General features: G+C 45.4%; 24 protein-coding genes and 2 pseudogenes. 12 read left to right on the top strand and 14 right to left on the bottom strand.

From position 1 onward, the window contains the following. Positions 1-8 precede the first annotated feature (8 nt). Positions 9-359, top strand: a complete 351-nt coding sequence (locus JRG66_RS07860) for a hypothetical protein (protein ID WP_265162217.1) — start codon at positions 9-11, stop codon at positions 357-359. Here the strand turns inward: JRG66_RS07860 and rsmI are convergent, their stop codons facing one another. Then, the gene (gene rsmI / locus JRG66_RS07855; protein WP_265162216.1) at positions 360-1,031 is read right to left on the bottom strand and encodes a 16S rRNA (cytidine(1402)-2'-O)-methyltransferase; all 672 of its coding nucleotides are present in this window, start codon (positions 1,029-1,031) and stop codon (positions 360-362) included. Positions 1,032-1,037: 6 nt separating this feature from the next. Next, positions 1,038-1,835, bottom strand: coding sequence for a DUF8457 domain-containing protein (locus JRG66_RS07850; protein ID WP_265162215.1), 798 nt, complete (start codon positions 1,833-1,835; stop codon positions 1,038-1,040). A 99-nt stretch (positions 1,836-1,934) separates the two neighbouring features. On the opposite strand from JRG66_RS07850, the gene JRG66_RS07845 reads away from it, so the two are divergent. From JRG66_RS07845 to JRG66_RS07820, 6 genes and pseudogenes are all read left to right on the top strand, one after another. After that, a complete protein-coding gene (locus JRG66_RS07845) occupies positions 1,935-2,603 on the top strand; it encodes a thymidine kinase (protein WP_265162214.1) in 669 nt (222 codons plus the stop codon). Continuing rightward, positions 2,575-3,684 (top strand): alanine racemase, encoded by a 1,110-nt coding sequence (gene alr / locus JRG66_RS07840; protein WP_265162213.1) that lies wholly within the window; start codon positions 2,575-2,577, stop codon positions 3,682-3,684. The genes JRG66_RS07845 and alr overlap by 29 nt, the downstream gene beginning before the upstream one ends. A gap of 38 nt (positions 3,685-3,722) precedes the next feature. Next, the gene (gene mscL, locus JRG66_RS07835) at positions 3,723-4,151 is read left to right on the top strand and encodes a large conductance mechanosensitive channel protein MscL (protein WP_265162212.1); all 429 of its coding nucleotides are present in this window, start codon (positions 3,723-3,725) and stop codon (positions 4,149-4,151) included. A gap of 329 nt (positions 4,152-4,480) precedes the next feature. Beyond that, positions 4,481-5,470, top strand: coding sequence for an aspartate-semialdehyde dehydrogenase (locus JRG66_RS07830; RefSeq protein ID WP_265162211.1), 990 nt, complete (start codon positions 4,481-4,483; stop codon positions 5,468-5,470). A 128-nt stretch (positions 5,471-5,598) separates the two neighbouring features. Further along, positions 5,599-7,773, top strand: a complete 2,175-nt coding sequence (locus tag JRG66_RS07825) for a prolyl oligopeptidase family serine peptidase (RefSeq protein WP_265162210.1) — start codon at positions 5,599-5,601, stop codon at positions 7,771-7,773. Positions 7,774-7,966: 193 nt separating this feature from the next. After that, a pseudogene (locus tag JRG66_RS07820) lies at positions 7,967-8,934 on the top strand (ABC transporter ATP-binding protein). A gap of 53 nt (positions 8,935-8,987) precedes the next feature. Here JRG66_RS07820 and JRG66_RS07815 read toward each other — a convergent pair. From JRG66_RS07815 to pdxA, 9 genes and pseudogenes are all read right to left on the bottom strand, one after another. Next, on the bottom strand, positions 8,988-9,443 hold the full coding sequence (locus JRG66_RS07815; RefSeq protein WP_265162209.1) for a transcription elongation factor: 456 nt from the start codon (positions 9,441-9,443) through the stop codon (positions 8,988-8,990). Beyond that, positions 9,440-10,111: a monofunctional biosynthetic peptidoglycan transglycosylase gene (gene mtgA / locus JRG66_RS07810; RefSeq protein WP_265162208.1), complete on the bottom strand. Its 672-nt coding sequence runs from the start codon at positions 10,109-10,111 to the stop codon at positions 9,440-9,442. Before mtgA ends, JRG66_RS07815 begins: the two co-directional genes overlap by 4 nt. Further along, positions 10,108-11,229, bottom strand: a complete 1,122-nt coding sequence (locus JRG66_RS07805; RefSeq protein ID WP_265162207.1) for an NAD(P)/FAD-dependent oxidoreductase — start codon at positions 11,227-11,229, stop codon at positions 10,108-10,110. Before JRG66_RS07805 ends, mtgA begins: the two co-directional genes overlap by 4 nt. A 169-nt stretch (positions 11,230-11,398) precedes the next feature. After that, a pseudogene (gene accC / locus JRG66_RS07800) lies at positions 11,399-12,744 on the bottom strand (acetyl-CoA carboxylase biotin carboxylase subunit). A 39-nt stretch (positions 12,745-12,783) separates the two neighbouring features. Next, on the bottom strand, positions 12,784-13,284 hold the full coding sequence (gene accB, locus JRG66_RS07795) for an acetyl-CoA carboxylase biotin carboxyl carrier protein (protein WP_265162206.1): 501 nt from the start codon (positions 13,282-13,284) through the stop codon (positions 12,784-12,786). Between the two features lie 21 nt (positions 13,285-13,305). Then, positions 13,306-14,301: a beta-ketoacyl-ACP synthase III gene (locus JRG66_RS07790; protein WP_265162205.1), complete on the bottom strand. Its 996-nt coding sequence runs from the start codon at positions 14,299-14,301 to the stop codon at positions 13,306-13,308. Between the two features lie 168 nt (positions 14,302-14,469). Then, the gene (gene rpmF / locus JRG66_RS07785; RefSeq protein ID WP_006988996.1) at positions 14,470-14,667 is read right to left on the bottom strand and encodes a 50S ribosomal protein L32; all 198 of its coding nucleotides are present in this window, start codon (positions 14,665-14,667) and stop codon (positions 14,470-14,472) included. Positions 14,668-14,676: 9 nt separating this feature from the next. Then, the gene (locus tag JRG66_RS07780; protein WP_265162204.1) at positions 14,677-15,213 is read right to left on the bottom strand and encodes a YceD family protein; all 537 of its coding nucleotides are present in this window, start codon (positions 15,211-15,213) and stop codon (positions 14,677-14,679) included. Between the two features lie 96 nt (positions 15,214-15,309). Continuing rightward, positions 15,310-16,356 carry a 4-hydroxythreonine-4-phosphate dehydrogenase PdxA gene (gene pdxA, locus JRG66_RS07775; protein WP_265162203.1) on the bottom strand — a complete coding sequence of 349 codons (1,047 nt, stop codon included), beginning with the start codon at positions 16,354-16,356 and terminating at the stop codon, positions 15,310-15,312. A gap of 58 nt (positions 16,357-16,414) precedes the next feature. Between pdxA and JRG66_RS07770 the strand changes: the two genes are divergently transcribed. Beyond that, positions 16,415-17,005, top strand: coding sequence for a riboflavin synthase (locus tag JRG66_RS07770; protein ID WP_265162202.1), 591 nt, complete (start codon positions 16,415-16,417; stop codon positions 17,003-17,005). Here JRG66_RS07770 and JRG66_RS07765 read toward each other — a convergent pair. Next, positions 16,986-17,297 carry a hypothetical protein gene (locus JRG66_RS07765; RefSeq protein ID WP_265162201.1) on the bottom strand — a complete coding sequence of 104 codons (312 nt, stop codon included), beginning with the start codon at positions 17,295-17,297 and terminating at the stop codon, positions 16,986-16,988. The two genes, JRG66_RS07770 and JRG66_RS07765, sit on opposite strands and share 20 nt — an antisense overlap. Before the next feature lie 236 nt (positions 17,298-17,533). On the opposite strand from JRG66_RS07765, the gene JRG66_RS07760 reads away from it, so the two are divergent. From JRG66_RS07760 to JRG66_RS07750, 3 genes are all read left to right on the top strand, one after another. Then, a complete protein-coding gene (locus tag JRG66_RS07760; protein WP_265162200.1) occupies positions 17,534-18,592 on the top strand; it encodes a transporter substrate-binding domain-containing protein in 1,059 nt (352 codons plus the stop codon). Between the two features lie 178 nt (positions 18,593-18,770). Beyond that, positions 18,771-21,647, top strand: coding sequence for a M16 family metallopeptidase (locus JRG66_RS07755; RefSeq protein ID WP_265162199.1), 2,877 nt, complete (start codon positions 18,771-18,773; stop codon positions 21,645-21,647). 192 nt (positions 21,648-21,839) lie between these two features. After that, positions 21,840-23,225, top strand: coding sequence for a sodium-dependent transporter (locus JRG66_RS07750; protein WP_265165379.1), 1,386 nt, complete (start codon positions 21,840-21,842; stop codon positions 23,223-23,225). A 71-nt stretch (positions 23,226-23,296) separates the two neighbouring features. Here the strand turns inward: JRG66_RS07750 and JRG66_RS07745 are convergent, their stop codons facing one another. Then, positions 23,297-23,677, bottom strand: a complete 381-nt coding sequence (locus JRG66_RS07745; RefSeq protein ID WP_265165419.1) for a ribosomal maturation YjgA family protein — start codon at positions 23,675-23,677, stop codon at positions 23,297-23,299. Positions 23,678-23,697: 20 nt separating this feature from the next. Continuing rightward, on the bottom strand, positions 23,698-24,111 hold the full coding sequence (locus JRG66_RS07740) for a BLUF domain-containing protein (protein ID WP_265165378.1): 414 nt from the start codon (positions 24,109-24,111) through the stop codon (positions 23,698-23,700). Between the two features lie 275 nt (positions 24,112-24,386). Between JRG66_RS07740 and JRG66_RS07735 the strand changes: the two genes are divergently transcribed. After that, entirely contained in the window at positions 24,387-26,855 is a 2,469-nt protein-coding gene (locus tag JRG66_RS07735; protein ID WP_265165377.1) for a DUF5916 domain-containing protein, read from the top strand. Positions 26,856-26,957 lie beyond the last annotated feature (102 nt).

Genomic DNA, 26,957 nt, shown 5'->3' with positions numbered 1-26,957 from the left:
CACACTCCATGAAAAAGATCATTTTATTCGCCATTTCCCTGATTTTCCTTGCCTGCAAAAATAAAACTTCAGTAGAAACAGAAGCACCTGAAGAAACGATTTCCATTTCAAAAGCCGATACTCTTGAGCACCTGCTTTCAAAAGCAATACCCACTGAAGGCGGTTTCAGTATTTCAGAACAGGCAGCACATGCAGTTCTGAGTGAAATTAAGCACCGCGAGCAAGGCATCTTCTATGTCTATGCTCCAGAAAGCGGATTTACCGGGACCGAAGTAGTAAAGATCAAAAGAGCTGAATCTAACGGAGCAGAGGTTTTTTCTGAAACAATCATCACGCTCGATATCGAGGTTACAGAATAGCTATTTATTCCCTGCAACCACCACCACAATCTCCCCTTTTGGAGGTTTTTCTTCATAGTGCGCAAGAACCTGAGCTGCTGTTCCTCTCACAGTTTCCTCGTGTAGCTTGGTAATTTCGCGGGAAACTGAAACCTGCCGGTCTTCCCCAAAATACTCCTTTATCTGGCTAAGCGTTTTGAGGAGCTTGTGCGGCGATTCATATAATATTATGGTACGGGTTTCCTGCGCCAGGAATTCCAGGCGGGTCTGCCTTCCTTTTTTTACCGGCAGAAAACCTTCAAAAACAAATTTATCATTTGGAAGACCGCTATTTACCAATGCCGGAACAAAAGCAGTTGCACCGGGCAGGCAATCTACTTCAAGCCCGGCTTCAACACAGGCGCGGGTCAATAAAAATCCGGGGTCGCTAATTGCCGGGGTTCCGGCGTCGCTTATTAATGCCACGGTTTTTCCATTCTGAATTTGCCGCACCACATTTTCCACAGTTTTGTGTTCATTGTGCATGTGGTGGCTCTGCATGGGAGTATTGATCTCGAAGTGTTTAAGCAGTTTTCCGCTGTTGCGGGTATCTTCAGCTAAGATTAGGTCTACTTCTTTCAGAACCCTGACGGCGCGAAAAGTAATATCTTCAAGATTGCCTATAGGCGTGGGCACAAGATAGAGTTTTGCCATAGAGCCTTACTCGAAGTTCTTTTCAACTATAGCCAGGAACCTGCTTTCATAGTCTTCCTTGCCTTCCCAGTTATTATAATCGGGTTTTACCATGTTGGCGACAAAGTTGAAAGCTTCTTCTTTAGTTCTAATGGTGGAAAGCTGGGACAACACCCTGTTGTAATCTGAAGTACTTCCGTCAAAAAGGTGCTTTACAAAGGCCATTCTGTCGTTAAGGCCAATATTGATCCCTTTTTTAAGCCTGTCGTTGAGAGACCTGGGCTTTTCCTGGGCAGAGCCTGCCCTGTTCACAGGTTCAAACTGCGGCAGGTTGTCATAATGCACCCCTCCAATATCGTTCATATCGTTCTTCTTGTAGTCGCGAGGTTCAATATGTGCAAAAAGATCGTCTATCTGCTGGGTTTCAGGTGGCATTTGTGCTACAATATCCTTTATTTTTTCGGTGTTGGGCTCGGTGATCTCTTCAGAATCGTTGTATTCGAGCCCGGTGGGGTTGTATTCATCGGGTTCGGGAGCCTCTTCGTCCTGCTTCACTGCTACAGGCTGCTTTTTTTCTTCGGAAACTTTTACAGGCTGTTCTTTTTCTTGCGGGGCTTCCACTTTTTGAGCAGTTTTCACAGCTTCCTGCTCTCTGATCTCAGAAGCAGTGTATAAATTTGATTCAGTAAAATTATAGACGGTAAGCTTTTCGTATAATCTCCTGGCCAGCTCTTTCAATTCCCCGGTAGCGACCTGTTCCTGATCTTTTAAAAGAGCAACTTTTTCGGCCAAAGCTACTAATTCCTCTTTCAATTGCTTTTTCATAACTTTCATTCTTGCAACCCGACTACGGTTGTATTTTTAATAAATTTGTGTCACCTTTATCAAAAGCGAAGTCCGCTTTTTGGTCTTGAAAAATACAAAATGTTTCTCGAAAATACAGTAAATCATAAAGAGCAATTTGGGTGGATTGAAGTTATATGCGGTTCGATGTTCTCTGGGAAGACCGAAGAGCTTATTCGCCGGCTCAAACGCGCCAAATTTGCCAAACAAAAGGTCGAGATCTTTAAGCCGGCCATAGACACCCGCTACAATGAAGAGATGGTGGTGTCGCACGACTCTAACGAAATAAGGTCTACACCTGTTCCTGCCGCAGCCAACATACGCCTGCTGGCCGATGACTGCGATGTGGTGGGTATAGATGAAGCCCAGTTCTTTGACGAAGAAATCGTCTCTGTATGCAATGACCTTGCAAACAGGGGCGTTAGGGTAATCGTTGCCGGGCTGGATATGGATTTTAAAGGCAATCCCTTCGGGCCCATGCCCAACCTAATGGCCACTGCCGAATATGTGACCAAAGTACACGCCGTTTGTACCCGCACCGGGAACCTCGCCCAGTACAGCTACCGCAAAACTTCAAACGAAGACCTGGTAATGCTGGGAGAGACCGAAGAATATGAACCTTTGAGCCGCGGAGCCTTTTACAAAGCCCGCTTAAGGGAAAAACTAAAAAATTTCGAGGTTACAGAACCCGAAGAACTAAAAGACACCAAAAGAAGTGAACATGCCGAAAGCCAGGGAGACCGTACTTGAAATCAACCTCGATGCCTTAGCGCACAACTATACATACATTAGGTCAAAACTCGATGAAGATGTGAAGTTCATGGCCGTGGTCAAGGCTTTTGGCTACGGAAGTGACGTAGCCGGCATAGCCCATAAACTCGTGGAGCTGGGCGCCGACTATTTTGCGGTTGCTTATACTTCGGAAGGTATTGCGTTAAGGGAGGCAGGAATTGAAACCCCAATTTTGGTACTGCACCCGCAGTCCCTAAATTTTGAAGAGATTATAGAGCACTGCCTGGAGCCCAGCCTTTACAGCGAATTTGTACTGAAGGAGTTCATCAAAACAGCTGAAGGCAAGAACCAGGAAGCTTATCCCGTGCATATTAAATTCAATACCGGCTTAAACCGGCTCGGCTTTTCAGAAAAAGAGACCGGTATAGTGAAAAACCTGCTAAGCGCCAGCACTTCAGTGAAAGCAAAATCTTTCTTCTCTCACCTGGCAGCAAGTGAAGACTGGAAGGAAAGGGAATTTACCCTCATGCAGATCCACACTTTCAGAAAAATTGCAGTGAAACTCTACGATGAGCTGGGGTACAGGCCAATGCTGCACATTTGCAATACTTCGGGCATCATTAACTACCCCAAAGCCCATTTCGATATGGTGCGATCGGGGATCGGGCTTTACGGCTTCGGAAATGATGAGCCCAATGATGAAAAATTAAGGCCCATTGGAACGCTTAAAACCATAGTTTCGCAAATCCATGAGCTGGAGAAAGGCCAGTCCCTGGGTTATAACCGCGCCTTTATCGCCGAAAAACGGACAAAAACGGCCACACTTCCCATTGGCCATGCCGACGGGATCAACAGGCAGTACGGCAATGGCCGCGCAGGGGTGATCATCAACGGCAGCTACGCCCCAATTATAGGAAATGTATGCATGGACATGGTTATGGTCGATATAACCGGAATTGACTGCCAGGAAGGCGACGAAGTGATTGTTTTTGGAGGAGCACAGCATGCTACCGATTTTGCGGCAAAGGGGAATACCATTTCTTATGAACTAATCACCGGTATCTCCCAAAGAGTGAAAAGAGTGCTTGTTACAGATTAATTCATACATTTAGCCTACTAACTCAAAACATCTGAAAAATGGCATTTTTTAAGGATTTCAAGGCTTTTCTAATGAAAGGTGACATTATCGCCCTGGCTACAGCAGTTGTTGTAGGAGGCGCTTTTAACAAAATCGTGTCTTCTGTGGTGGCCGATATCATTATGCCAATTATTGGCGTGATTACCGGGGGAATAGACTTCTCCCAAAAGTTCATTTCGCTTGACGGCAATGAGTACGAGACCCTTGACGCCGCAAAAGAAGCCGAAGCTGCCGTGCTCACCTACGGAAATGTCATTCAGGCCATTATTTATTTCGTGATTGTGGCTTTCTTTATCTTCCTGGTGTTACGGGCTTATGAAAGAACCAAGACTGCGAAGGAAGCCCCAAAAGTTACCGAACCTAAAGGCCCTTCCCAGGAACAGCTGCTCACCGAAATCAGGGATGAATTGAGGAAAAAGAACAGCTAAAACTGTCATTTTTGACACCTAAGCATCACATTACGAGCACAAAAGCATTAACTTTGTGCTACAAAACAGCATAACAGCACGTAGTAACCGCTACGCTACATATCTCAACCTTAAACCCCCGGAACAACCGGGGGTCTTTTTTTACTAAAACCCTTCATATTTAACAAACTGTACAAAGTGGTTATAAAAAGTCATTTGCAGCAGAATTTCTTTGCGCCAACTCTTTTTATTATATGTAGTACAATACATTTGTATAAAATATCAAGACGATCAGGGAATGGAAGCCTAACAGCTTTCTGAAGCCTGGGAGGTCTTTAAATCAATATAACATGAAAATAGCAGTTGTAGGCGCTACCGGGATGGTGGGCCAGGTAATGTTAAAAGTATTGGCAGAGAGGAACTTTCCGGTTACCGAACTACTTCCGGTAGCTTCAGAAAGATCTGTAGGCAACAAGATAAGCTTCAATAACAAAGAGTACGAAGTGATTGGCCTGGAAGAGGCTGTGGCACAAAGGCCAGATATTGCCCTTTTTTCGGCCGGCGGTGAAACTTCCCTCGAATGGGCGCCAAAATTCGCTGAAGCAGGCACTACCGTGATAGACAATTCTTCGGCATGGAGAATGCATCCGGAGAAGAAACTTATCGTGCCCGAGATCAATGCTTCAGAATTGACTTCCGAAGATAAAATTATCGCCAACCCCAACTGTTCAACCATTCAAATGGTGATGGCGCTTGCCCCTCTTCACAAGGAGTACGGCATTACCCGTGTGGTGGTTTCTACGTACCAGTCTATAACCGGCACCGGCGTAAAAGCGGTGCAGCAGTTAGAAAATGAATACAAGGGCGAGCAGGGCGAAATGGCATATCCATACCCCATTCACCGAAATGCCATTCCGCAGTGTGATGTTTTTGAAGAAAACGGCTACACCAAGGAAGAGATGAAACTCACCAACGAGACCAAAAAGATCTTAAAAGATAATGCGGTAGAAGTAACTGCCACCGCGATTAGGATCCCGGTAGTGGGCGGCCACAGCGAGTCGGTAAACATCACTTTCAGCAAAGATTTTGACGTGAACGAGGTTCGATGCCTGCTTAAGGAATTTCCGGGTGTTAGCGTGCAGGATAATACCGACGTGAACACTTACCCCATGCCAATTTATGCCGAAGGTAAAGACGATGTTTTTGTGGGCCGCATAAGGCGCGACCTCTCCCAGCCCAACTCGCTCAACATGTGGATCGTGGCCGATAACCTGCGAAAAGGTGCTGCCACCAATGCAGTGCAAATCGCCGAATATCTGATAGATAATAAACTCGTTTAAAATAAGAGGTGCCAAAAATGGCATTTTTGAAGAGTCATAATTTAAAGGCTGCATACTTCTTGTGCAGCCTTTCTTACATCTTTTAATGAGAAAATTACCTATTTTAGGACCTCTTAAACTACTGATAAATGAACAGAATATTAATTACTGCCCTGGCTGCCGGAGCTTTGATCTCCTGCGGAAGTTCACAACAACAACCTGAACCTGCCCCGGGGGCAACCACTCAAACCCCATCTACTGCTTTGGAATATCCCACCACCCGAAAAGGTAATACCGTAGACACTTATTTTGGCAACGAGGTGAAAGACCCTTACCGCTGGCTCGAAGATGACCGCAGCGCCGAGACCGAAGCCTGGGTAAAAGCCCAAAATGAAGTCACTTTTGACTATCTCAACCAGATCCCCTTCAGGGATGAACTAAAACAAAGGCTCACCGAACTCTGGAATTACGAGAAAATAAGTGCCCCAAGTGAAGAAGGCGGCTGGATTTACTTCAGCAAAAACGACGGACTCCAGAATCAAAGTGTGATCTACCGCAAAAAATCGGAAGATGCCACGCCCGAAGTATTTTTAGATCCGAATAAATTTAGTGAAGACGGAACTACTTCTCTCTCCGGAATGAGTTTTTCTGAAGACGGAAAGACCCTTGCCTACAGTATTTCTGAAGGTGGAAGCGACTGGAGAAAGATCATCGTTATGGACGCCGAAACCCGTGAGATCAAAGAAGACACGCTTATTGATGTAAAATTCAGCGGCCTGTCATGGAAAGGCAATGAAGGCTTCTATTACTCAAGCTACGACAAGCCTGAAGGAAGCGAACTTTCAGCAAAAACAGACCAGCATAAGCTTTACTACCACAAACTGGGCACGCCCCAAAGTGAAGATAAAGTGATCTTTGGTGCCACGCCCGAGCAAAAGCACCGTTACGTGGGCGGGAATGTTTCAGAAGATAACCGCTACCTGTTCATCTCGGCCAGAACCTCAACTTCGGGAGGCAAACTGTTCATGATAGACCTCAAAGAAGACCATCCTACTATTGATACGATTGTTGGGCACGAAGACAACGAAAGTTACGTAATAGACAACCGCGGCAGCAAGCTGTTCATAGTGACCAATCTTGATGCGCCAAACAGGAAGATAGTTACCGTAGATGCCGAAAATCCACAGCCTGAAAACTGGAAAGACCTTATTCCTGAAACCGAAAATGTACTAAGCCCGTCAACCGGAGGTGGATATATTTTTGCCGAATATATGCAGGATGCGGTTTCTAACGTAAAACAGTACGATTATGAAGGAAAACTGGTAAGGGAAGTTGATTTTCCCGGAATTGGAACTGCCGGCGGTTTTGGCGGGGAAAAAGACGAAAAAGACCTTTACTACAGCTTTACTAACTACGTAACCCCCGGAAGCATCTACAAGTACAATGTAGAAACCGGCACATCACAATTGTACAACCGCCCCGAGGTGGCCTTCAACCCCGATAACTACACCAGCGAGCAGGTTTTCTACACCTCTAAAGACGGCACTAAAGTGCCTATGATCATCACCTACAAAAAAGGGATCGAAATGAACGGGAAGAACCCAACCATACTTTACGGTTACGGCGGGTTCAATGTAAGCCTCACCCCTTCCTTTAGTATTGCCAATGCCGTGTGGATGGAACAGGGCGGAATCTATGCCGTGCCCAACCTGCGCGGAGGCGGGGAATACGGGAAAGACTGGCACGATGCCGGTACTAAAATGCAGAAGCAAAACGTTTTTGACGATTTTATTGCCGCTGCAAAATACCTCATCGAAAACAACTACACTTCCAGGGATTACCTGGCCATTCGCGGCGGCTCTAACGGCGGACTTTTAGTAGGGGCTACCATGACCCAGCGGCCAGACCTTATGAAAGTTGCCCTGCCGGCAGTGGGTGTGCTTGATATGCTGCGATACCACACTTTTACAGCTGGTGCGGGCTGGGCGTATGACTATGGTACTGCCGAAGACAGTGAAGCCATGTTCAATTACCTGAAAGGATATTCTCCTGTTCACAACGTGAAGAGCGGAGAAGAATACCCGGCTACTTTAGTGACTACCGGAGACCATGACGACCGCGTGGTACCGGCACACTCTTTCAAATTTGCGGCTGAGCTTCAGGAAAAACAGGCAGGCGACGATCCTGTTTTAATAAGGATTGAAACCAATGCAGGCCACGGTGCGGGTACGCCGGTGAGCAAGACCATTGAACAGTATGCCGACATATTTGGCTTTACCCTTTACAACATGGGATTCAACAAACTCCCTAAGCCTGTAAAATAGCATTTTTACAGACCTTTTTAGAAGAGGCTGTTTTAAAGCACTTTAAAGTTATTCTGAATTATTGCCAGGAACCTGCCTGCTCATCACAACCGGCACTAGGTTCTTATCAAGGTTCAGCTTAGCGGAAATAAGGCTTTGAGACAGCCTCTTTTTATTATTAAAGCCTTAATTTTACAGCCTTAACCTAAAGAAGATGCTAAAGGTCAAAAACCTTTCTTTTGCTTATGGAGACAAACCGGTGTTAAAGAACCTCAGCTTTAACATCCAAAAAGGGGAAAATATATCAATCATTGGAGCCAGCGGTTGCGGCAAGAGTACCCTGCTCCAGTCTCTCTACGGGCTTCATGATGTAAACGGAAAGATCTTCTGGAAAGAAAAGCAGCTGCTGGGGCCAAACTTCAACCTCGTTCCCGGTGAAGATTTCATGAAATACCTCACGCAGGATTTCGACCTGATGCCGCCCCTTACTGTAGCCGAAAATGTTGGAAAATACCTCTCCAACGCCTATCCCCGCAAAAAACAACAACGCGTAAATGAACTTCTCGCCCTGGTAGAAATAAAGGAACTGGCAAAAACAAAGGCAAAATTCCTGAGTGGAGGTCAACAACAGCGGGTAGCACTGGCAAGAACTTTGGCCAATCCCCCGAAGTATTACTCCTCGATGAACCCTTTAGCCATATTGATCATTTCAGGAAGAACAAGCTGCGCCGAAATCTCTTCAGCCACCTTAAAGCATCGGGCACTACCGTACTGGTAGCCACCCACGACAGCACAGATGCCCTTTCTTTTGCCGATAAGACCATCGTGATGAAAGCCGGAAGGATCACAGCCATGGGATCTCCCATAGAACTTTACAACCATCCGCCAAACGCTTATGTCGCATCCCTTTTTGGGGAGGTAAATGAGCTCCCGGCCTCCCTATTTTTCGAAGGCCAGCCCCCGCGAAAGAAAATAATTCTTTATCCACACGATATACGTTTATCCAGTAATGGTAAGTACCGGGCGGTAGTCAAAAATGTGTTTTTTAAAGGAAGTTTTTTTCTTACTGAAGTTGAAATGCAAGGGAAATCCATTTTCGTGGAACATCCTGAAGGCCTGGAAAAAGGCAAATCTGTTCGCTTACATATCGAACAGGGTTTACTTGAAAAAAGGTCAGGCTAAGCGGGAATTTCTTCCGTAGAAATTATGCCATTCCAAAATACAGAGATTTCCCTTTAGAAAACTTCTTCTATCTGTATTTCCCTGCCGTTGAATTTCACCCTGCTTCCTGCCGCTTTTCCTGTAAAAATTTGGGCTATAGGTGCGCCTACCCCCACCGCATAAAATTTCTCATTGCCCGCACTAATTTCGCCGGCAGGAATGGCAATAAAATAATTAGCCACTGTAGTTTTCACTACACTTCCAAAGCCAGCCACAGGCCCGGTATTTTGAAGGGGGACATCTTTCAGGGTTCTTTTGAGTTTTTTAAAACCTTCGGCCTGGCCTGCCACTTTCTCAAATTCCAGGTGCAGCATGGCTCTTTCAGTTTCATACTTGTCGCCCATAGAGCATTTGGTCTCCAGTTTTAGGGCAGCCTCAAGTTCGCGAATCACCTGCTGCACGTTGCCGAGCTTTGCATCAACATAAGCCTCACAGGCCTCCACAAGTTGCCTTTTTAGCTGCAGATTCATTCCGAAAGATTTATGGTGCCAAGGTTCCTCATTTGCCTCACAATCCAGCTTTGCCTTCCCCTGATGTAATTACTGGCAGGGTTGGCCCTGTATTCCCGCGGATTTGGGAGTACGGCCGCAATGGCAGCAGCTTCATAGGCCGTAAGGTTTTCTGCGCTTTTCCCAAACCAGGATTGGGCTGCGGCTTCGGCCCCGTACACGCCTTTTCCCATTTCTATGCTGTTAAGGTACACCTCAAGAATACGCTCTTTACTCCACAGCAGTTCGATCCAGAAGGTAAAATAAACTTCCAGGCCTTTCCTGAACCAGCTGCGCTGTTGCCACAAAAAGACATTTTTGGCGGTTTGCTGCGAAATGGTACTGGCCCCTCTTACTCTTTTGCCCTTCTTGTTCTCCTCCATCGCCTTTTGAATTGCCTCATAGTCGAACCCGTTATGCTTCGGAAAATTCTGATCTTCACTCGCAATTACCGCCAGCTTCAGGTTATCTGAAATTTCTTCGGAAGGCACCCAATCGTGAGAGATCTTTTCATCGGGATGTTCAAAATACCTGATGGCCATTAGTGGAGTAAATGGAACCGGCACCCACTTGTAAACCAGCACCATGAATATGCTGAAGAGGATGAGCCCTAAAATAAGCTTTCCAATAAACCTGAAGACTCTTTTCATCGTGATTCAATTAGACCGGCCAGCTCTTTTCCTACCAGGCTGCCAATTGCTATTCCCATTCCGCCTAAGCGCACTCCGCAGTAAACATTATCGGAAACCTTTTTGATCACCGGTTTCTTCTGCCCGCCCATTCCCATGATGCCGCTCCACCTCCTTTCGATCTTAAAAGGAGTGTCGGGTAAAATGACATTTTTGAGCAGGCTTTCCAGCCGCTGCTGTACGAGTGCCGTCAATGCCATTTCGGTGGTTTCTTCCCCTTTCAGGTTTAGGTTCCTGCCGCCACCCAAAAGTATCCTGTTGTTAATATTCCGGAAGTAGTAAAAGCCCTTTTCAAGGTGAAAAGTTCCTTTTAGATGCAGGTTTGGGATAGGTTCTGTGATCAACACCTGTGCCCGGGCGGGTTTTACTTCGGGAATACCCAGTTGCGAGGCAAAACCGTTGGTGGCAATAAGCAGTTTACCGGTGTAGAAGCTAAAATGTTCGGTTTCTATTTCTACGGAATCGCCTACTTCAGCAAAAGCATTTACGGTAACCGAATTGAGGATCTTAACACCCGCCGCCTGCACCTTCTGAAGCAAGGCGCTCATCAGTTTCCCGGTATCCAGCTGGCCTTCGAATTTATTGTAGATAAGGCTGTCTTCCACTTTTGCAAAGCCGAAGGTATTGCTGGTAACGCTGAAAACATCCTCTCCAAAAACGGGATATAAAAGGCTGTTAATTTTTGCCATTTTTGAGAGGCACGAGTCAAAAAGATTCCCTTCTGCCGCTGTAAAGAGTTCATACCCGCCGTGAACCTGCAAATCTATGCTGCCGGGGCTCAGGGTTCTTTTGAGTAATTCCAGGCCTTCTAGCCTTTGCCTTACCAGTTCGAGCATTTCTTCTTCGGAATGCTGCTGCAAATCGTCAAGAAGTTCGCTAAGGCTGCCAAAAGCGGCAAACCCGGCATTTTTGGTGCTGGCACCATTGGGCAGGAGCCCCCGTTCGAGAATTACCACCTTAGCTTCAGGGTAGCGGGTCTTTAACTGCAGGGCGCAGGTAAGGCCGGTAATCCCGCTGCCAACAATGGTAAAATCAATATTAGAAAACCAGGAATCGTGTTCCCAAAAAGAAAAGCTCATGAAAATGTCATTTTTGAAACTTCAGCAAATAAACTTCCGAAGCATCTAAAGGTATAAAAAAAGACTGCTGCCCTCCAAGGATCGGGATTCAAGCCCATAAATAAAAAAGGCCTCACAGGTTTTGAAAACCTGTGAGGCCTAATATCTTAGATACAAATATTTTTTGCGGCTATTCTATGGGCTTCATCTTAAAGCTTTCCATGAACTTGGTAGTGTAATTCCCCGAAACATAATCCGGTTCATCCATTAACTGCCTGTGGAAAGGAATGGTAGTTTTTACCCCTTCAATCACAAACTCGTCTAGCGCACGTTTCATTTTGCTTATCGCTTCTTCACGGGTTTGAGCCGTGGTAATAAGCTTGGCAATCATGGAATCATAGTTAGGCGGAATAACATATCCACTGTAAACGTGGGTATCTATTCTCACCCCATGCCCCCGGGCGCATGCAGGTTGGTGATCTTTCCTGGAGAAGGCCTAAAATCGTGGTATGGGTCTTCAGCATTGATTCGGCACTCAATGGAATGCAGCTGTGGCTCATAGTTCTTACCCGAGATTGGCACCCCGGCTGCCACTAGTATCTGTTCCCTTATAAGATCGTAATCTATCACCTGCTCGGTGATTGGGTGCTCTACCTGGATACGGGTATTCATTTCCATGAAGTAGAAGTTCCTGTGTTTGTCTACAAGGAATTCTACGGTCCCGGCCCCTTCATACTTGATATACTCGGCTGCTTTAACTGCAGCTTCCCCCATTTGCTTCCGAAGTTTATCGGTCATGAATGGCGACGGGGTTTCTTCGGTAAGTTTTTGATGGCGGCGCTGTACAGAGCAATCCCTTTCTGACAGGTGACAGGCTTTTCCCGAGCTGTCTCCCACGATCTGGATCTCGATATGGCGTGGCTCTTCAATGAGCTTTTCCATGTACATCCCGTCATTGCCGAAGGCGGCTCCTGCTTCCTGCCGGGCAGATTCCCAGGCTTTGCGCAGGTCTTCCTTTTTCCATACGGCTCGCATTCCCTTACCACCACCACCGGCGGTTGCTTTAAGCATAACGGGATAGCCCATATCATCGGCGATCTTTTCGGCTTCTTCGTAAGATTCGAGAACGCCTTCAGAGCCCGGAACACAGGGAACCCCGGCAGCTCTCATGGTAGCTTTGGCCGTGGCCTTGTCTCCCATTTTGTCTATCATATCGGGGCTGGCACCAATAAACTTGATGTCGTGTTCTGCACAGATCTTCGAAAATTTGGCATTTTCAGAAAGAAAACCGTAGCCCGGGTGAATAGCATCGGCATTGGTAATCTCGGCTGCTGCGATGATGTTTGAAATCTTTAAATAGGAAAGATTACTGGGAGGAGGGCCAATGCATACTGCTTCATCGGCGAAACGAACATGCAGACTCTCGGCATCGGCGGTAGAGTATACCGCAACGGTCTTTATGCCCATTTCCCTACAGGTGCGAATAACGCGCAAGGCAATTTCCCCCCTGTTGGCAATCAATATTTTTTTAAACATACTGTATAGTTTTGGCTTTAGGGTAGCTCCTTACAGCTATTATGACGGATCTACCAGGAACAGAGGTTGATCAAATTCTACCGGTGATGAGTCATCTACCAGTACTTTTACGATCTTTCCGGAAACCTCACTTTCAATCTCGTTGAAAAGCTTCATAGCTTCGATCACACAAAGAACATCGCCTACTTTAACAGTATCTCCAACCTCAACAAAAGGTCCTTTGTCTGGAGATGGTTTTCTATAGAAGGTTCCTATTATGGGAGACTTAATAGTAACATATCCTTTATCTTCCTGCGCGGCACCTGCATCGCCCCCGGTTGCAGGGGTCTCCTGAGGTTGTGGAGCAGAAGGCTGTTGCTGCTGTACCGGCTGTTGCACTTGTGGTGCAGCCTGCATGGGTACCTGCTGAAGGATTGTGGTTTCCCTTTCGTCAGATCCGGTTTTAATGGTGATCTTTACATCGTCCATTTCCAGCTTTACTTCGCTGGCACCAGATTTTGCCACAAACTTGATCAGATTCTGAATTTCTTTTAAATCCATATTATTTAGTGTTGGGTGTTTTTAAGAATTATAAGCCCACTTGAGGTAAATGGAACCCCATGTAAAGCCACCTCCGAAGGAAGCGAAAACGAGATTATCCCCTTTTTTCAGCTGTTTTTCGAAGTCACTCAATAGTAAAGGCAAGGTAGCCGAAGTGGTATTGCCATACCTGTGAATGTTCATAAGTACTTTTGAATCTTCGAGCCCCATTCGGCTGGAAGTTGCATCTATGATACGGCGGTTTGCCTGGTGCGGCACCAGCCAGTCTACATCTTCTTTTGTAAGATTGTTGCGTTCCATGATTTTGGCGCTCACATCGGCCATATTGGTGACGGCAAATTTGAAAACCGTTTTTCCATCCTGGAAAACGTAGTGCTGCTTATCGGCCACGGTTTGTGCCGTAGCAGGAATAAGGGAGCCTCCGGCAGAGATCTTGAGGAACTCTCTTCCGGCACCATCACTTCTAAGGATCTCATCCTGTAGCCCAAGGCCTTCTTCATTGGCTTCAAACAACACAGCCCCTGCGCCATCCCCAAAGATGATACAGGTAGTTCTGTCTGTATAATCAATAATTGAAGACATTTTATCGGCACCAATGACCAGTACTTTCTTGTACCTGCCACCTTCTATGTATGCTGCTGCGGTAGACATCCCGTAGAGGAAGCTGGAACAGGCTGCCTGCAGGTCGTAAGCAAAGGCATTTACGGCACCTATCTGAGTGGCCACATAAACTCCTGTTGCTGCCACCGGAAGGTCGGGCGTTGCAGTAGCCATGATGATGAGGTCAATTTCGGCAGGATCGATTCCCGATTTCTCAATGAGGTTTTGGGCGGCTTTTATGGCCAGGTAGGAAGTTCCCTTATCAGCATCCTTAAGGATGCGGCGCTCTTTTATGCCGGTTCTTGAGGTGATCCACTCATCGTTGGTGTCCACCATGGTCTCAAGGATCTTGTTTGACAAAACAAATTCCGGTACATATGCGCCTACAGCTGTAATCGCTGCTGTTGTTTTACTCATAAAAATGCATTTAATGCCCCTGCAAAATAGTTAAATTACTGAAAAACAGTAAACTAATAAAACTTTAAATACAGCGGTGCAAATTAAGGTGTTTTTAGCACTTTATCAACTTAAAACAAAAAACTCTCACGATGTGAGAGTTTGGAATATTTTCAAAGCTCTTGTTTACTAAGCTTCTACTTCTTCAGTATTATCAATTAACACCTGACCACGGTAGTATAATTTACCTTCATGCCAGTGTGCCCTGTGGTACAAATGAGCTTCTCCTGTAGTAGGATCTGTAGCTATTTGCGGTACAGAGGCTTTATAATGCGTTCTTCTTTTATCTCTCCTCGTTTTTGAGGTCTTTCTCTTAGGATGTGCCATGGCTGCGTATTATTTATCGTTTAATAAATTTTTCAATTTGTCCCAGCGGGGATCTATGTCCTCCTCTGTTTTAGTCTCTTTTTCACGCGGACTTAATTCGTCGAGTTTTTCAAGTACATCTGACTCTAAAGTGCCGTCAAGCACCCCGGGATGAACTCTTTTTGACGGAACAGCCAAAACCAGCATTTCATAAATGTACTGTTGGATATTCACCTCGTACTCACCATGCGGCAAAATAAGAATATCCTCATTATCGTCGTTATACTCCTGCCCAAACTTGATTACCAGGAATAGCTGACTTTCTATTGGCTGGTCATAAGGTTCATTTGTAAGGTCACAATAAACGTTTACTGTTCCCGATGCTTTAAAAGTGAGCTCCAGCATTGTAGATTTCTTCTCAAACTGAAGATCTACCTTGATGTTGGCACTGTTAAATTCATCGTAGTCAAAATGTTCAAAGAACTTATTGTCAATCTCGTACTCGAACTGGTGTTTTCCTTGTTTAAGACCCACAAATGGGATCGTAAACTCCTTTAGTTTCCTCATTTCATCATCAGTTTCAAGTGCCTACCCCTCAGGATAAGGCGGGTGCAAAGATATAAAAATTAATGAATTGCCTATTCTTTATAAACAAATTTTTGTTTATATCTTTTTACCTTGTTTTCTCAGCACGTTTTGAGTGAGCTCTTCATATTCCTCACGGCTTTTAAAGATGTCTATTCCTTTGAACACAGCCTCTTTAAATGAATGGTAATCGGCTTCATTTTTACCGGCAATTTCATAGGCCGTGCCATGATCGGGCGAAGTGCGCACTTTGCTGAGGCCTGCCGTAAAATTCACACCACTTCCGAAGGAAAGGGTTTTAAAAGGAATTAATCCCTGGTCGTGGTAAGCAGCAATAATGGCATCAAAGTTCTTGTAGTTACCGCTTCCGAAGAAACTGTCGGCAGAATAGGGGCCAAAAATGAGCTTTCCGGAGTTCCTTATTTTTTCGAGGGTGGGTTTCATGACCTCCTCGTCTTCTTTGCCAATAACCCCGCCATCGCCACTATGCGGATTTATCCCCAGAACCGCTATCTTAGGCTGGGAAATCCTGAAATCCTGCTGCAGGGTTTTATGAATGATCCTAACCTTCTTTTCAATAAGCTGAGGCGTGATAGCCGCGGCCACATCTTTAACCGCCACATGATCTGTTAACAACCCCACTTTAAGGGTATCGGTGATCATGAACATTAGGCTTTCGCCTTCCAGTTCCTTTGCCAGGTAATCTGTATGGCCGGGGAATTTGAACTCCTCACTCTGTATGTTGTGTTTATTTATAGGCGCGGTGACAAGAATGTCAATATCCCCTTTCTTTAGGGCATTTGTTGCGGCCTGTAAAGAAAGAAAGGCATACTTCCCGGCCTCTTCTGTCTCTTCCCCAAAGTTCACCGTAACATTCTCCTTCCACACATTCACCACATTAAATTTATTGTCTATGGCCTGTGCCGCATCATCAACTCCCTGAAAAGCAATATCTATGTTCAGCTTTTTCTTAATGAAGGTGATCGTTTTGGCCGATGCGAATACCACCGGGGTGCAGAGTTCCATCATTCTAACATCCTCAAAAGTCTTGAGCACGATCTCACTTCCAATCCCGTTGAGATCTCCAATACTAATTCCCACTTTTATTTTGTCGGATGATTTCATAATGATTTCCTGTATTTACACTAATTTTATACCTGCAAAGGTAATTAATAATAGGAGAATGTTTACAGGCATCATTGAAGAACTGGGAGTGGTTACGGCACTAAAAAAAAGTGAAGACAACCTCGATATTAGTATTAGAGCAAACTTTACTTCCGAATTAAAAATAGATCAAAGCGTGGCTCACAATGGCGTTTGTCTTACTGTAGTAGATATTGCTCAAGACGAGTATACGGTAACTGCTATTGCCGAGACCCTTTTAAAAACCAACCTGGGAGAATTAAAGAAAGGAGATGTGGTGAACCTGGAACGCGGAATGAAACTGGGCGCCAGGCTTGACGGTCACATTGTACAGGGCCATGTAGACCAAACAGCCCTATGTACTGAAGTAGCCGAGAAGAATGGAAGCTGGGAGTTCAGCTTTGAATATGACCCTAATTTGCAGAACATTACCATAGAAAAAGGATCAATTACCGTGAATGGCGTGAGCCTTACCGTGGTGAATTCGGGCAGGAATAGTTTTAGCGTGGCCATCATACCCTACACCTTTGAACATACTACTTTCAAAATGATCGGGAAGGGAACCAGGGTAAACCTCGAATTTGATGTGATTGGAAAGTACGTAAAACGACTTACTCAGTTAAATTCTTAAGCTCCTCTTCTTTCTTTTTTAACCTGAATAACTGAAAAGCACCCAGCGCAACCCCCGAAAGGAACAGGGGCAGTAAATAATCGTTTATGGGTAAGCAAAAACCCGGTGGCGGGGGCGGCGTCCCACTCTCATCATCGGTCTCCCCACATCCGTTATCAGTGGTATCCTGGGTACTCTGCATCATTGGGGGCGGCGGATGTGACTCCTGCGCATAGATGGCGTTCGGATAAAATCCGAAGCTTAGAGTTGAAAACAGAATAAGTAAGATCTGGTATTTTCCCCGTTTACCCATATCCACAATATTCTAATAATTAAAAATAATAAACAAGCTGACTGTCATTGAATATCAGAAGTTCCATCTTCTTCCTGGTAATCAAATATATAAATTACAGGTTCTGAATTTCCCAACCTCTTCAAAAGAATATTTTTCTTACAAAATTACAGGATATTCTGCCTTCTTCCCTGTTTTTTCTCGCGAAAAGCTGTTTTGCTTATAATTTTATAAATTGAGGTCCTTTTTTAGATCTTATGAATAAAATTTTCCTTTTCCTTTTCTTCTGTTTAAGCCTTTTAAATACCAACGCCCAGGATTCTCTCAACGCGGGGGGCAAACTTGTTATAGGAGTCACCGAGGCCCCTCCTTTTGTGATAAAGGAAGACAGTGATTTCGCGGGCCTTAGCATAGATTCATGGAGACTGGTGAACAGGCAGCTGGATGCCGATTATGAATTCAAGCAATATGAAAGCCTTGAAGCCCTGTTACAGGCCGTAGAACAGGGACAGGTTGACCTAAGCATCAACCCCATTACAGTAACCGACAGGAGAATGCAGAAAATGGATTTTTCTCAACCTTATTTTATTTCCTATACCGGTATTGCCAGGAAAAGTGGTTCTGCCGTCTGGAGATACCTGTCTAATATCTTTAGCTGGAATTTCTTCTCGGCTATCCTTATCCTGGTGGGGGTGATCTTTATTTTCGGACTGCTGGTGTGGGTCTTTGAGCACAAAAAGAACAAGGAAGAATTTGGACTCGGCCCCAGGGGCATATTCCAGGGCTTTTGGTGGAGTGCGGTTACCATGACCACTGTTGGGTACGGTGATAAATCTCCCCGCACTTTAGGCGGTAGGGTGATTGGCTTTATCTGGATGTTCATGGCCATTATTATGATCTCTACCCTTACTGCAGGTATCGCCTCCTCCCTTACCGTGCAAAATATTCAGGATGATATTGGCAGCGTTCGGGATCTGGAAAGATTTGAGGTATATACCGTAAGAAGTTCAAGTGCGCAGGAATTGCTCGATCAATACAATATTGATTCGCACAAAGTTCCCAATGCCGGTGAGGGCATAGATGCGCTTTTGGAAAATGACAAGAACCTACTCGTGTACGACAAACCTATTTTGAGCTATTATATCGAAGAAAAAGAGGTGCAGGAGGAGCTTACAGTTTTGGAGAACAGCCTCAAAAAAGATTACTACAGTTACAGCTTCCCAAAGAATTCTGAACTTTTAGACCGAATAAACCCCATCCTGGTTGGCAGCCTCAAAACCATGGAGTGGAACAGCCTTATTTCTGAATATAAATAATTCTGAACTCCCTAAATTTTTTTCGCAGGAATAGAAGATGCAGCCTCAGCTTTTGAAGCTTTGATGATTTTGTTTGCATTCGCTTTATTAAAATTTGTAACATTACTGCTGAAAATCAGACACATTACTATTTAGCACGCATTTTATTTAGCCAAATTTTAACTAAAACAAACGAAGTATGAAAAAAGTAAGGTTCTTCGCAATGGCCATTATGTTGCCTTTGTTAACCTCAACCTTTACTTCCTGTGAAAACCTTCAGGGAAAGGAATCAGACAGCCTCCAGGACCAGGGCCTGTCTATTGAGTACGAGAAATATGAACTCGACAACGGCCTTAACGTGGTACTGCACCAGGATAAATCGGATCCTATTGTCTCTGTGGCCATTCAGTATGGCGTGGGTTCTAACCGCGAGAAAAAAGGCCGCACAGGATTTGCGCACCTTTTTGAGCACATGCTGTTCCAGGAATCTGAAAATGTTCCCCAGGACCAGTTCTTCAAAAAGATTCAGGATGTGGGTGGAACATTGAATGGCGGCACCTGGCAGGATGGAACCGTTTACTACGAAGTAGTGCCCCAAAATGCACTTGAAATGGTGCTCTGGCTCGAATCTGACCGTATGGGGTATTTCATCAATACAGTAACTGAAGCTGCATTTGCCAACCAGCAGGAGGTAGTACAGAACGAAAAGCGTCAGCGGGTAGATAACAACCCTTACGGGCACACCGGCTGGGTGATTGATAAAAACCTTTTCCCCGACGGCCACCCTTACAGCTGGCAGGTAATTGGGGAGCTTGAAGACCTTCAAAATGCCACCGTAGAAGACGTGAAAGAATTCTACGACAAATTCTACGGGCCCAACAACGCCACCCTGGTCATTGCCGGAGATTTTGACAGGGCAGAGACCAAAGAAATGATCAAAAAGTATTTTGGTGAGATCAAAAAGCGCCAGGAAGTTGCCCCGCTTGAAGTTCAGAATGTAAAGCTTTCAGAAACCAAACGACTTTACCACGAAGACAACTTTGCTACCGCACCTCAGCTCAACATGGTGTGGCCAACAGTGGAGCATTATACTGCCGATGCCTATGCACTCGATTTCCTGGGAGAGATCCTTTCCGAAGGAAAAGAAGCGCCGCTTTATGAAGTGCTTGTAAAAGAAGAAGAACTGGCCTCAGAACCAGTGGCCTTCAACAGCTCTGAACAAATTGCAGGAAAATTTCGAATCCTGGTCACTGCCAACGCAGGGGTAGATTTAGACAGTGTTGAAGCCGGTATTGAAAAAGCCCTTGCTCGATTTGAAAAAGAAGGAGTCACAGAGCGCGATATTGAGCGCATAAAAGCCGGGCTTGAAACCGACTTTTACAATGGCATAAGCAGCGTGCTGGGCAAATCTTTCCAGCTTGCACAGTATGATGTATTCACCGGGGACCCTGGTTACATTGAAAAAGATATTGAAAACATCAAAAAAGTGACCAAAGAAGATGTGATGCGGGTATATAACACCTACATCAAAGACAAGCCTTACGTGATGACCAGCTTTGTGCCTAAAGGCCAGCTCGAGCTTATTGCTGAAAATTCTGAAAAAGCCCAGGTGGTAGAAGAAGAAATTACCGAAAACGTAGAGACCGAAGTTGCAACCACCACAGAAAAGACGATCGAAAAGACGCCTTCAAAAATCGACCGGTCTACACCCCCGGCACTGGGAGAGGCTCCGGGCTTAAATGTGCCTGAATCATGGAACCTGGTGCTCGAAAATGACCTGGAGGTTTATGGCATTGAGCAAAACGAATTGCCACTGGTAAACTTTAGCCTGGTGATTGAAGGCGGACATTTACTTGACGACCTCAGTAAAAACGGAGTGGCAAACCTGATGACCGATATTATGATGGAAGGTACTGCCAATAAAACACCTGCCGAACTTGAAGAGGCCATAGACCTTCTTGGGGCTAACCTGTATATGTACACCACAGATGAGTCTATCGTGATAAGGGGAAACAGTCTTGCCAGGAATTTTGAAGCAACCATTGACCTGGTAGAGGAGATCCTCCTTCAGCCAAGGTGGGATGAGGAAGAGCTGGCCCGCATCAAAACCAGCACAATCAATTCCATAAAAAGAAATGAGGCAAATCCAAATGTCATTGCCAGCCAGGTGTATGACAGACTCCTTTACGGCGAGAACCACCCGTTTGCCTACCCAACTTCGGGTACCGTAGAATCTGTAGAGGCCATTAAGATGCAGGATCTTAAAAATTACTACAACAAATATTTTTCCCCTAGCGTGAGTCGTTTCCATGTTGTGGGAGATATCTCAAAAGATCAGGCACTGGAAGTACTCGCCGACCTCAAAGACAATTGGGAACCTAAAGAGGTTAGCATCCCTGAATTTGAAGTAGTGACCAACAGGGATAAAGCTTCCCTTTACTTTGTAGATGTACCCGGTGCCAAGCAGTCGGTGATCAATATAGGTTACCTGGCCCTGCCGCGCACCAGTGAAGATTTCTTCCCTGCCGAGGTAATGAACTACAAGCTGGGAGGTTCTTTCTCTGGTAACGTGAACCTTGTGCTACGGGAAGAAAAGGGATATACCTACGGGGCCCGAAGTGGCTTTAGCGGTTCTAAGATCCCCGGCACATTTACTGCTTCTTCCAGCGTGCGCACCAATGCCACGGGAGAATCTGTAGGTATTTTTAAAGATGAGATCGCCAAATACAGGGAAGGGATCACCCCCGAAGATCTCGAGTTCACCAAAAATGCCCTAATCAAATCTAATGCCCGCCGTTTTGAAACACAATCCTCACTACTGGGCATGCTTCAGGAAAGAAGTGCTTACGACCTTCCGGCCGATTATATAAAACAGGAGGAGGAAGTGATTCGCAACATGAGCCTCGAGCAGCATAGAAAACTGGCCCAAAAATACCTTGACGAGTCAAAAATGGCTTACCTGGTGGTGGGAGATGCCGCTACCCAGTTTGAGCAGTTCAAAGATATGGGCTTTGATGAAGTTAAATTGATCAATAAACAGGGGGAAGAAGTAAAACCCGAAGCAGTAAAGCCCTAAACAATTTTTTAAATTCCATTATAAGCTCCCGTGTTCGCGGGAGCTTTTTTTTATTCCCATGAGCAGGTTATAAAACCCGGGTATTTTTTGGTGACACCTTACCTCGTCTTCAATGGCATAATACGGTGAGCTATTTTTTAAAGCCTGCAAAATTCCCTCAAAAATTTAGGAAGAATAATCTACTTTTGCCGAATGGCAGCAAGAGGTGGTTTTTCAAGCAGGTTAGGCTTTATAGCCGCAGCCGCAGGATCGGCAGTAGGCCTGGGAAATATCTGGCAGTTCCCGTATGTGGCAGGACAAAACGGAGGGGCTGCTTTTTTAATAATCTATGTTTTCTGGATTTTCCTTATTGGTTTTCCGGTAATGCTGGGAGAGATCACCCTGGGCCGAAGTGCAAAGTCGAACCCTTACGGGGCTTATAAAAAATACGGCGGAAAAGCCTGGGGGCTTGTAGGGCTGTTCGGCATTCTTTCGGGCATCATGATCCTTTCTTTCTACAATGTGGTTTCTGGCTGGGCTTTCGGTTATTTTCTTGAAACAGCCTTCGGAAACCTATTGGAAGAAAATGATTTTTCATCCTTTTTTGGAGAATACGTAGCCGATTATTCAGATAACCTCTGGTTTAGCTTTGGGTTTATGGCTATTACTGCCGTTATCGTACTGCAGGGTGTCAAAAAAGGGATTGAGGGTTCTGCAAAAATATTGATGCCGGCTCTTTTTTTCCTGTTACTGGGAATCATAGTTTACGGGCTCACTTTGCCGGGAGCAATAGAGGGCGTGAAGTTTTATTTGCTGCCCAACTTCAGCCTTATAAATGCCGAAACTATTTATTCTGCCCTTGGGCAGGCTTTCTTTTCCCTAAGTCTGGGAATGGGCGGTTTGATTACTTACGGCTCTTATCTCAGCAAACAGGAAAACATTTTAAGCTCTGCCAGCCTGGTGGTAATTGCAGATACCATGGTGGCATTTTTGGCAGGTTTAATGATTTTCCCCCTTGTTTTTTCTCAGGGGCAGTCTCCTTCAGAAGGCCCGGGGCTGGTATTTGTGGCTCTTCCCGGAATCTTTCAGGCCATGGGGCCAGTGTTGGGGAAAATTATAGGAAGCAGTTTTTTCCTTTTGCTGTGTTTCGCCGCCCTCACCTCTACCATCTCCCTGCTGGAGGTGGCCGTTGCCTATCTCATTGACGAGCGCAAATGGTCCCGCCGCAGGGCAGTTTCTTTGATGGCTCTTGTCATCTTTTTTATTGGCATCCCCAGTATGCTGGGTTACGGTGCCGTTCAAAGTTTAACCAGCTTTACTTTTTACGAAGGCACTTCAAAAAGCTTTATGGACCTTGTACAGGATGTATTTTCGGTTATTGCGCTGCCCCTTGGAGGCTTCCTGCTTAGTGTATTTATCGCCACCCGGTGGACCACTGCCAAATTTTCTGAAGAAATAAGCCAGGGAGCAAAAAATTACAAAGGCTCTTTTATGGAAAGCTTTTTAAATGTAATGATCAAATTTATCTGTCCTGTAGTTTTGGGGCTCATGTTCATACTTACCCTGCTTCAAAAGTTCTTCAACATACAGCTGTTCTAGCTTTTCTTCGGAAGAAAATACAGCTGAAATATCCCGGAAAATATTTTATTATTTGCACTGGCGATTTAACCTCACTCAGCTTTCAAATAACCTGCTTTTAATTTTTCTGCGGAATAAATGCCGAGTGCCGCAAGCGTGTAAATAAATATATCCAGCCATTCAGCATGATTTCCCAACACCGCCGAAGCAATCCCGTTATCCTGAAGCTTCAGCAGAAAAATAAGGTTGAAATACTGTGAAGCTTCAACAGCAAAAGCGAAAAGCAGCACTCCAAAAATGGCATTTTTGACAGGAATGTCAAAAAAGCTCTTTAAAAGGCAATACAAAAATATGATTACCAGAAAGTCGCCGCCGTAGGGCCTAATGACCGCATCGTTTATAAAAGCAGCAATTAAAACCTCTGTAAAGAAAAGAAGAACGGCCGCCCAAAAATAACCTGCATTGAATTTCATCACGGCAAGCTAATTAAATACTACAAAGCCCTGGTGTCAATAAAAGTTTCAAGGATGATCTTGATATGCCTCTGGGTTTGAGGGTCCATACCTTTTACAGATTCGCAGTACTCGCTTACCAGCTCGGGCTTTGAGAACGTGGTGTGTTTTAAATGTTCTGCGATATAATCATCAAAAGAGCCGGTTGAAAGGTCTTTTCCCACCACCTGTATGATGCTGTGGTGCCGCGGGTCTTCCCTGATCTGCTCAAAAAGCCCCAGAACCTTGTTCTTTTCCCCTTCCAGCACCTGGAAGAAGTTGCCTTCAGAAAAAAGGAGCATTCCTTTAATGTTGTTGGCGTTATTTTTTTCCCGCCATTCCATGAGCAGGGTTTCAACTTTATCTTCGGGTAAGTGCGCACTGGCGCTACTTACAAAACATATAGCATGCTGCATAAAAAATCATTTTGCAAACTAATATAAAGAAGTATCGCTACAGGTGCTCCCAAGACTTTCATAATTCCCGCCGGCCTTCAGCAGGATTTCTTCAATTTCTTCGGAAGATCTTTTCTTTTGAATTTCCGAAGAAGCTTCAGAAAAAATACGCTTCTAAAATGGCATTTTTGAAAGGAATTTCAGCTAAAACTTCAGAAATAACCGAAAAAACCAGAAAATTTTCTGTTGTACTGCAACAAATCACCTCTTTTTATGTCTTTTAACTAAACACATTGATGAAACCACTTTTTTCAGCTCTTTTTCTCTTGTTAAGCTTTTCGGCTTTTGCACAGGAAAAAGACAGCATTCCGAGGAAACAGATCTACATCTCCCGCATTTTAGAAGCGCCAAAGATTGATGGCCTGTTAGACGATGCTGCCTGGAAAAATGCTGCCACCGCCACAAATTTCGTGGAACGGCTCCCAAATAACGGCCGACCCATCCCCGACAGCCTTGCTACCAGCGTAAAGGTGGCTTACGACAACCTGGGAATTTACTTTGCTGCCCAAATGCTGGACCCCGAACCTTCAGAAATAAGAAAAGAACTCACCGAACGCGACGGCATAGGCAATGACGATTTCTTTTTTATCCTGCTCAACGGGTACAACGACCACCAGCAAAGCATGCAGTTCATTGTCACCGCGGCCGGCGTGCAATATGACGCAAAAATGACCAACGGCAACGAAGATTCTTCCTGGAATGCCATTTGGTACAGCGGCGTGGACATAAACGACCGCGGATGGACGGCCGAGATCTTTATTCCTTACTCTGAATTGCGTTTTCCCGAAAAGGCCGTTCAGGAATGGGGCTTGCAAATGGAGCGGGAATTTAAACGCAGCGGTACCCGCTACAGCTGGAGCCCCGTTGACAATGCCAAAGGTTCTTTTTCTATCTACGACGGCGAGATTCACGGCATTGAGCATATTCAAACCCCTGTACGCCTCTCGGTACAACCGTATGTTTCTACCTACCTCAACAATTATGACGGGGAGACCACTACCAGTATTAATGGCGGAATGGACCTGAAATATGGCATTAATGACGCCTTTACGCTAGACATGATCCTGATCCCCGATTTTGGACAAACCAAATTCGACGAGTCTGTGCTCAACCTTTCGGCTTTTGAGGTGCAGTATGACGAGCAGCGGCCTTTTTTTACCGAAGGAACCGAGCTCTTTACCAAAGGAGACCTCTTCTACTCCCGCCGGGTGGGGGGTGCGCCTTTTGGTGACATTCAACTCTCTGAAGAGGAAGAGGTGCTTGATTTCCCTTCTTCCGTAGATCTTATAAACGCCTTAAAAGTTTCGGGCAGGACCGATGGCGGCCTGGGGATTGGCTTTTTCAATGCCATCACCGAAAAAACCTACGTGAGCGTTAAAAACACCGAAACCGGCACTACCCGCCGCCAACTTATTGAACCTTTTACCAATTACAATATCCTGGTACTCGACCAGAGGTATGGAGACAATTCTTCGGTTTCGCTGGTGAATACCAACACCACCCGCGAAGGTAATTTTAGGGACGCTAACGCCACGGGGCTTTACATTGACCACACCAACAAGACCAACACCTTTAATTATTTTGGCGGAATAGAAGGCAGCTGGGTGATGGAAGAAGGCACCAAAGCAGGCATGGAAGCCCAGGCCGGAGTGTCAAAAATAAGTGGAAAGAACCGCATGGACCTCAACGCCAATTTACGCACCAAAGATTATGATATTAACGACCTGGGCTATTCGAGCGCCACAAATTTTGTGCGTTACCAGGGCCTTTACCAGCGCAGGCTTTTGCAGCCCAAAGGGTTTTTAAACAATATGTACCTCAACTGGGTGAGCGTTCATGAACGGCGCCTGGAGCCCGACCTGCACAGCAAATGGATCCTCAACTTTAATTGCAGCTTCACCACGCGCGAATTCTTCAACTTTGGGGGCGGTTTTGAGACCACACCCATTGGCACAAACGACATTTACGAGCCGCGGGTAGACGGCAGGTATTTTAGTATTCCGCCCTACTACGATGTGTGGGTGTGGTTCAATACAGATTTTAGAAAGAAGCTCGTGCTAGAGGCAGTAGCCGACTGGTACAAGTATGATGAGCGGGGCCGCGGAGACCTTATTTTCGATTTTGCCCCCCGGTACAGGTTTTCAGATAAGTTCAATCTACGACTGTCTACCAACCTGCGGTTGTCTGACAAAGAAGAGGGCTTTGTAGATTTCCTCGATGACGATATCCTTTTTGGGCAGCGCGATCGAAATACCATTGTGAACTCGCTGGGTGCAAATTATATCTTCAACAATAAAATGGGGCTCAACCTGGCTTTTAGGCACTATTATTCCGAAGTGTTTTATACCGAATTCTACACGCTTCAAAACGATGGCGACCTTAGTTTTTACGGCCCCAAAAATGACGAATACAACACCACTTACAACAGCTGGAACCTCGATCTGCGCTTTTCCTGGTGGTTCGCCCCCGGCAGCCAGATGACACTGCTCTACCGCAACGCGACCGACAGCTATCTGGAGCGCTCGCACATCAATATTGGCAATAATTTCAAGAACCTCTTTGACCAGCCACAGGTAAACAGCCTTTCTTTGCGAATTTCATATTACCTAGATTACAACCGCGTAAAAAGCTGGTTCAAGTCGCCTGCAAAACCCAACGTGCCTCAAGATGTGATTGGCTACAGGGAGTCAAAAATGCGGTTTTAGAGGGTGAATCTATTCTGAAAAAAAGGTGTCAAAAATGGCGTTTTTGAGAGGTAATTTTGAATGGTCTTTAGAAGAACCTGAATTGCCTTTAGGTTTCTTTAG

This window comes from Salinimicrobium tongyeongense (assembly GCF_026109735.1).
Taxonomy (GTDB): domain Bacteria; phylum Bacteroidota; class Bacteroidia; order Flavobacteriales; family Flavobacteriaceae; genus Salinimicrobium; species Salinimicrobium tongyeongense.
The sequence above is the reverse complement of the archived record's forward strand: the minus strand, read 5'-3'. Positions and strand labels throughout refer to the sequence as shown.

What these genes read in the sequence shown, in the direction of transcription:
- JRG66_RS07860 (WP_265162217.1), top strand. Translation starts at nt 9, where the DNA reads ATGAAAAAGATCATTTTATTCGCCATTTCCCTGATTTTCCTTGCCTGC.
- rsmI (WP_265162216.1), bottom strand. Translation starts at nt 1,031, where the DNA reads ATGGCAAAACTCTATCTTGTGCCCACGCCTATAGGCAATCTTGAAGAT.
- JRG66_RS07850 (WP_265162215.1), bottom strand. Translation starts at nt 1,835, where the DNA reads ATGAAAAAGCAATTGAAAGAGGAATTAGTAGCTTTGGCCGAAAAAGTT.
- JRG66_RS07845 (WP_265162214.1), top strand. Translation starts at nt 1,935, where the DNA reads ATGTTTCTCGAAAATACAGTAAATCATAAAGAGCAATTTGGGTGGATT.
- alr (WP_265162213.1), top strand. Translation starts at nt 2,575, where the DNA reads ATGCCGAAAGCCAGGGAGACCGTACTTGAAATCAACCTCGATGCCTTA.
- mscL (WP_265162212.1), top strand. Translation starts at nt 3,723, where the DNA reads ATGGCATTTTTTAAGGATTTCAAGGCTTTTCTAATGAAAGGTGACATT.
- JRG66_RS07830 (WP_265162211.1), top strand. Translation starts at nt 4,481, where the DNA reads ATGAAAATAGCAGTTGTAGGCGCTACCGGGATGGTGGGCCAGGTAATG.
- JRG66_RS07825 (WP_265162210.1), top strand. Translation starts at nt 5,599, where the DNA reads ATGAACAGAATATTAATTACTGCCCTGGCTGCCGGAGCTTTGATCTCC.
- JRG66_RS07815 (WP_265162209.1), bottom strand. Translation starts at nt 9,443, where the DNA reads ATGAATCTGCAGCTAAAAAGGCAACTTGTGGAGGCCTGTGAGGCTTAT.
- mtgA (WP_265162208.1), bottom strand. Translation starts at nt 10,111, where the DNA reads ATGAAAAGAGTCTTCAGGTTTATTGGAAAGCTTATTTTAGGGCTCATC.
- JRG66_RS07805 (WP_265162207.1), bottom strand. Translation starts at nt 11,229, where the DNA reads ATGAGCTTTTCTTTTTGGGAACACGATTCCTGGTTTTCTAATATTGAT.
- accB (WP_265162206.1), bottom strand. Translation starts at nt 13,284, where the DNA reads ATGGATTTAAAAGAAATTCAGAATCTGATCAAGTTTGTGGCAAAATCT.
- JRG66_RS07790 (WP_265162205.1), bottom strand. Translation starts at nt 14,301, where the DNA reads ATGAGTAAAACAACAGCAGCGATTACAGCTGTAGGCGCATATGTACCG.
- rpmF (WP_006988996.1), bottom strand. Translation starts at nt 14,667, where the DNA reads ATGGCACATCCTAAGAGAAAGACCTCAAAAACGAGGAGAGATAAAAGA.
- JRG66_RS07780 (WP_265162204.1), bottom strand. Translation starts at nt 15,213, where the DNA reads ATGAGGAAACTAAAGGAGTTTACGATCCCATTTGTGGGTCTTAAACAA.
- pdxA (WP_265162203.1), bottom strand. Translation starts at nt 16,356, where the DNA reads ATGAAATCATCCGACAAAATAAAAGTGGGAATTAGTATTGGAGATCTC.
- JRG66_RS07770 (WP_265162202.1), top strand. Translation starts at nt 16,415, where the DNA reads ATGTTTACAGGCATCATTGAAGAACTGGGAGTGGTTACGGCACTAAAA.
- JRG66_RS07765 (WP_265162201.1), bottom strand. Translation starts at nt 17,297, where the DNA reads ATGGGTAAACGGGGAAAATACCAGATCTTACTTATTCTGTTTTCAACT.
- JRG66_RS07760 (WP_265162200.1), top strand. Translation starts at nt 17,534, where the DNA reads ATGAATAAAATTTTCCTTTTCCTTTTCTTCTGTTTAAGCCTTTTAAAT.
- JRG66_RS07755 (WP_265162199.1), top strand. Translation starts at nt 18,771, where the DNA reads ATGAAAAAAGTAAGGTTCTTCGCAATGGCCATTATGTTGCCTTTGTTA.
- JRG66_RS07750 (WP_265165379.1), top strand. Translation starts at nt 21,840, where the DNA reads ATGGCAGCAAGAGGTGGTTTTTCAAGCAGGTTAGGCTTTATAGCCGCA.
- JRG66_RS07745 (WP_265165419.1), bottom strand. Translation starts at nt 23,677, where the DNA reads ATGAAATTCAATGCAGGTTATTTTTGGGCGGCCGTTCTTCTTTTCTTT.
- JRG66_RS07740 (WP_265165378.1), bottom strand. Translation starts at nt 24,111, where the DNA reads ATGCAGCATGCTATATGTTTTGTAAGTAGCGCCAGTGCGCACTTACCC.
- JRG66_RS07735 (WP_265165377.1), top strand. Translation starts at nt 24,387, where the DNA reads ATGAAACCACTTTTTTCAGCTCTTTTTCTCTTGTTAAGCTTTTCGGCT.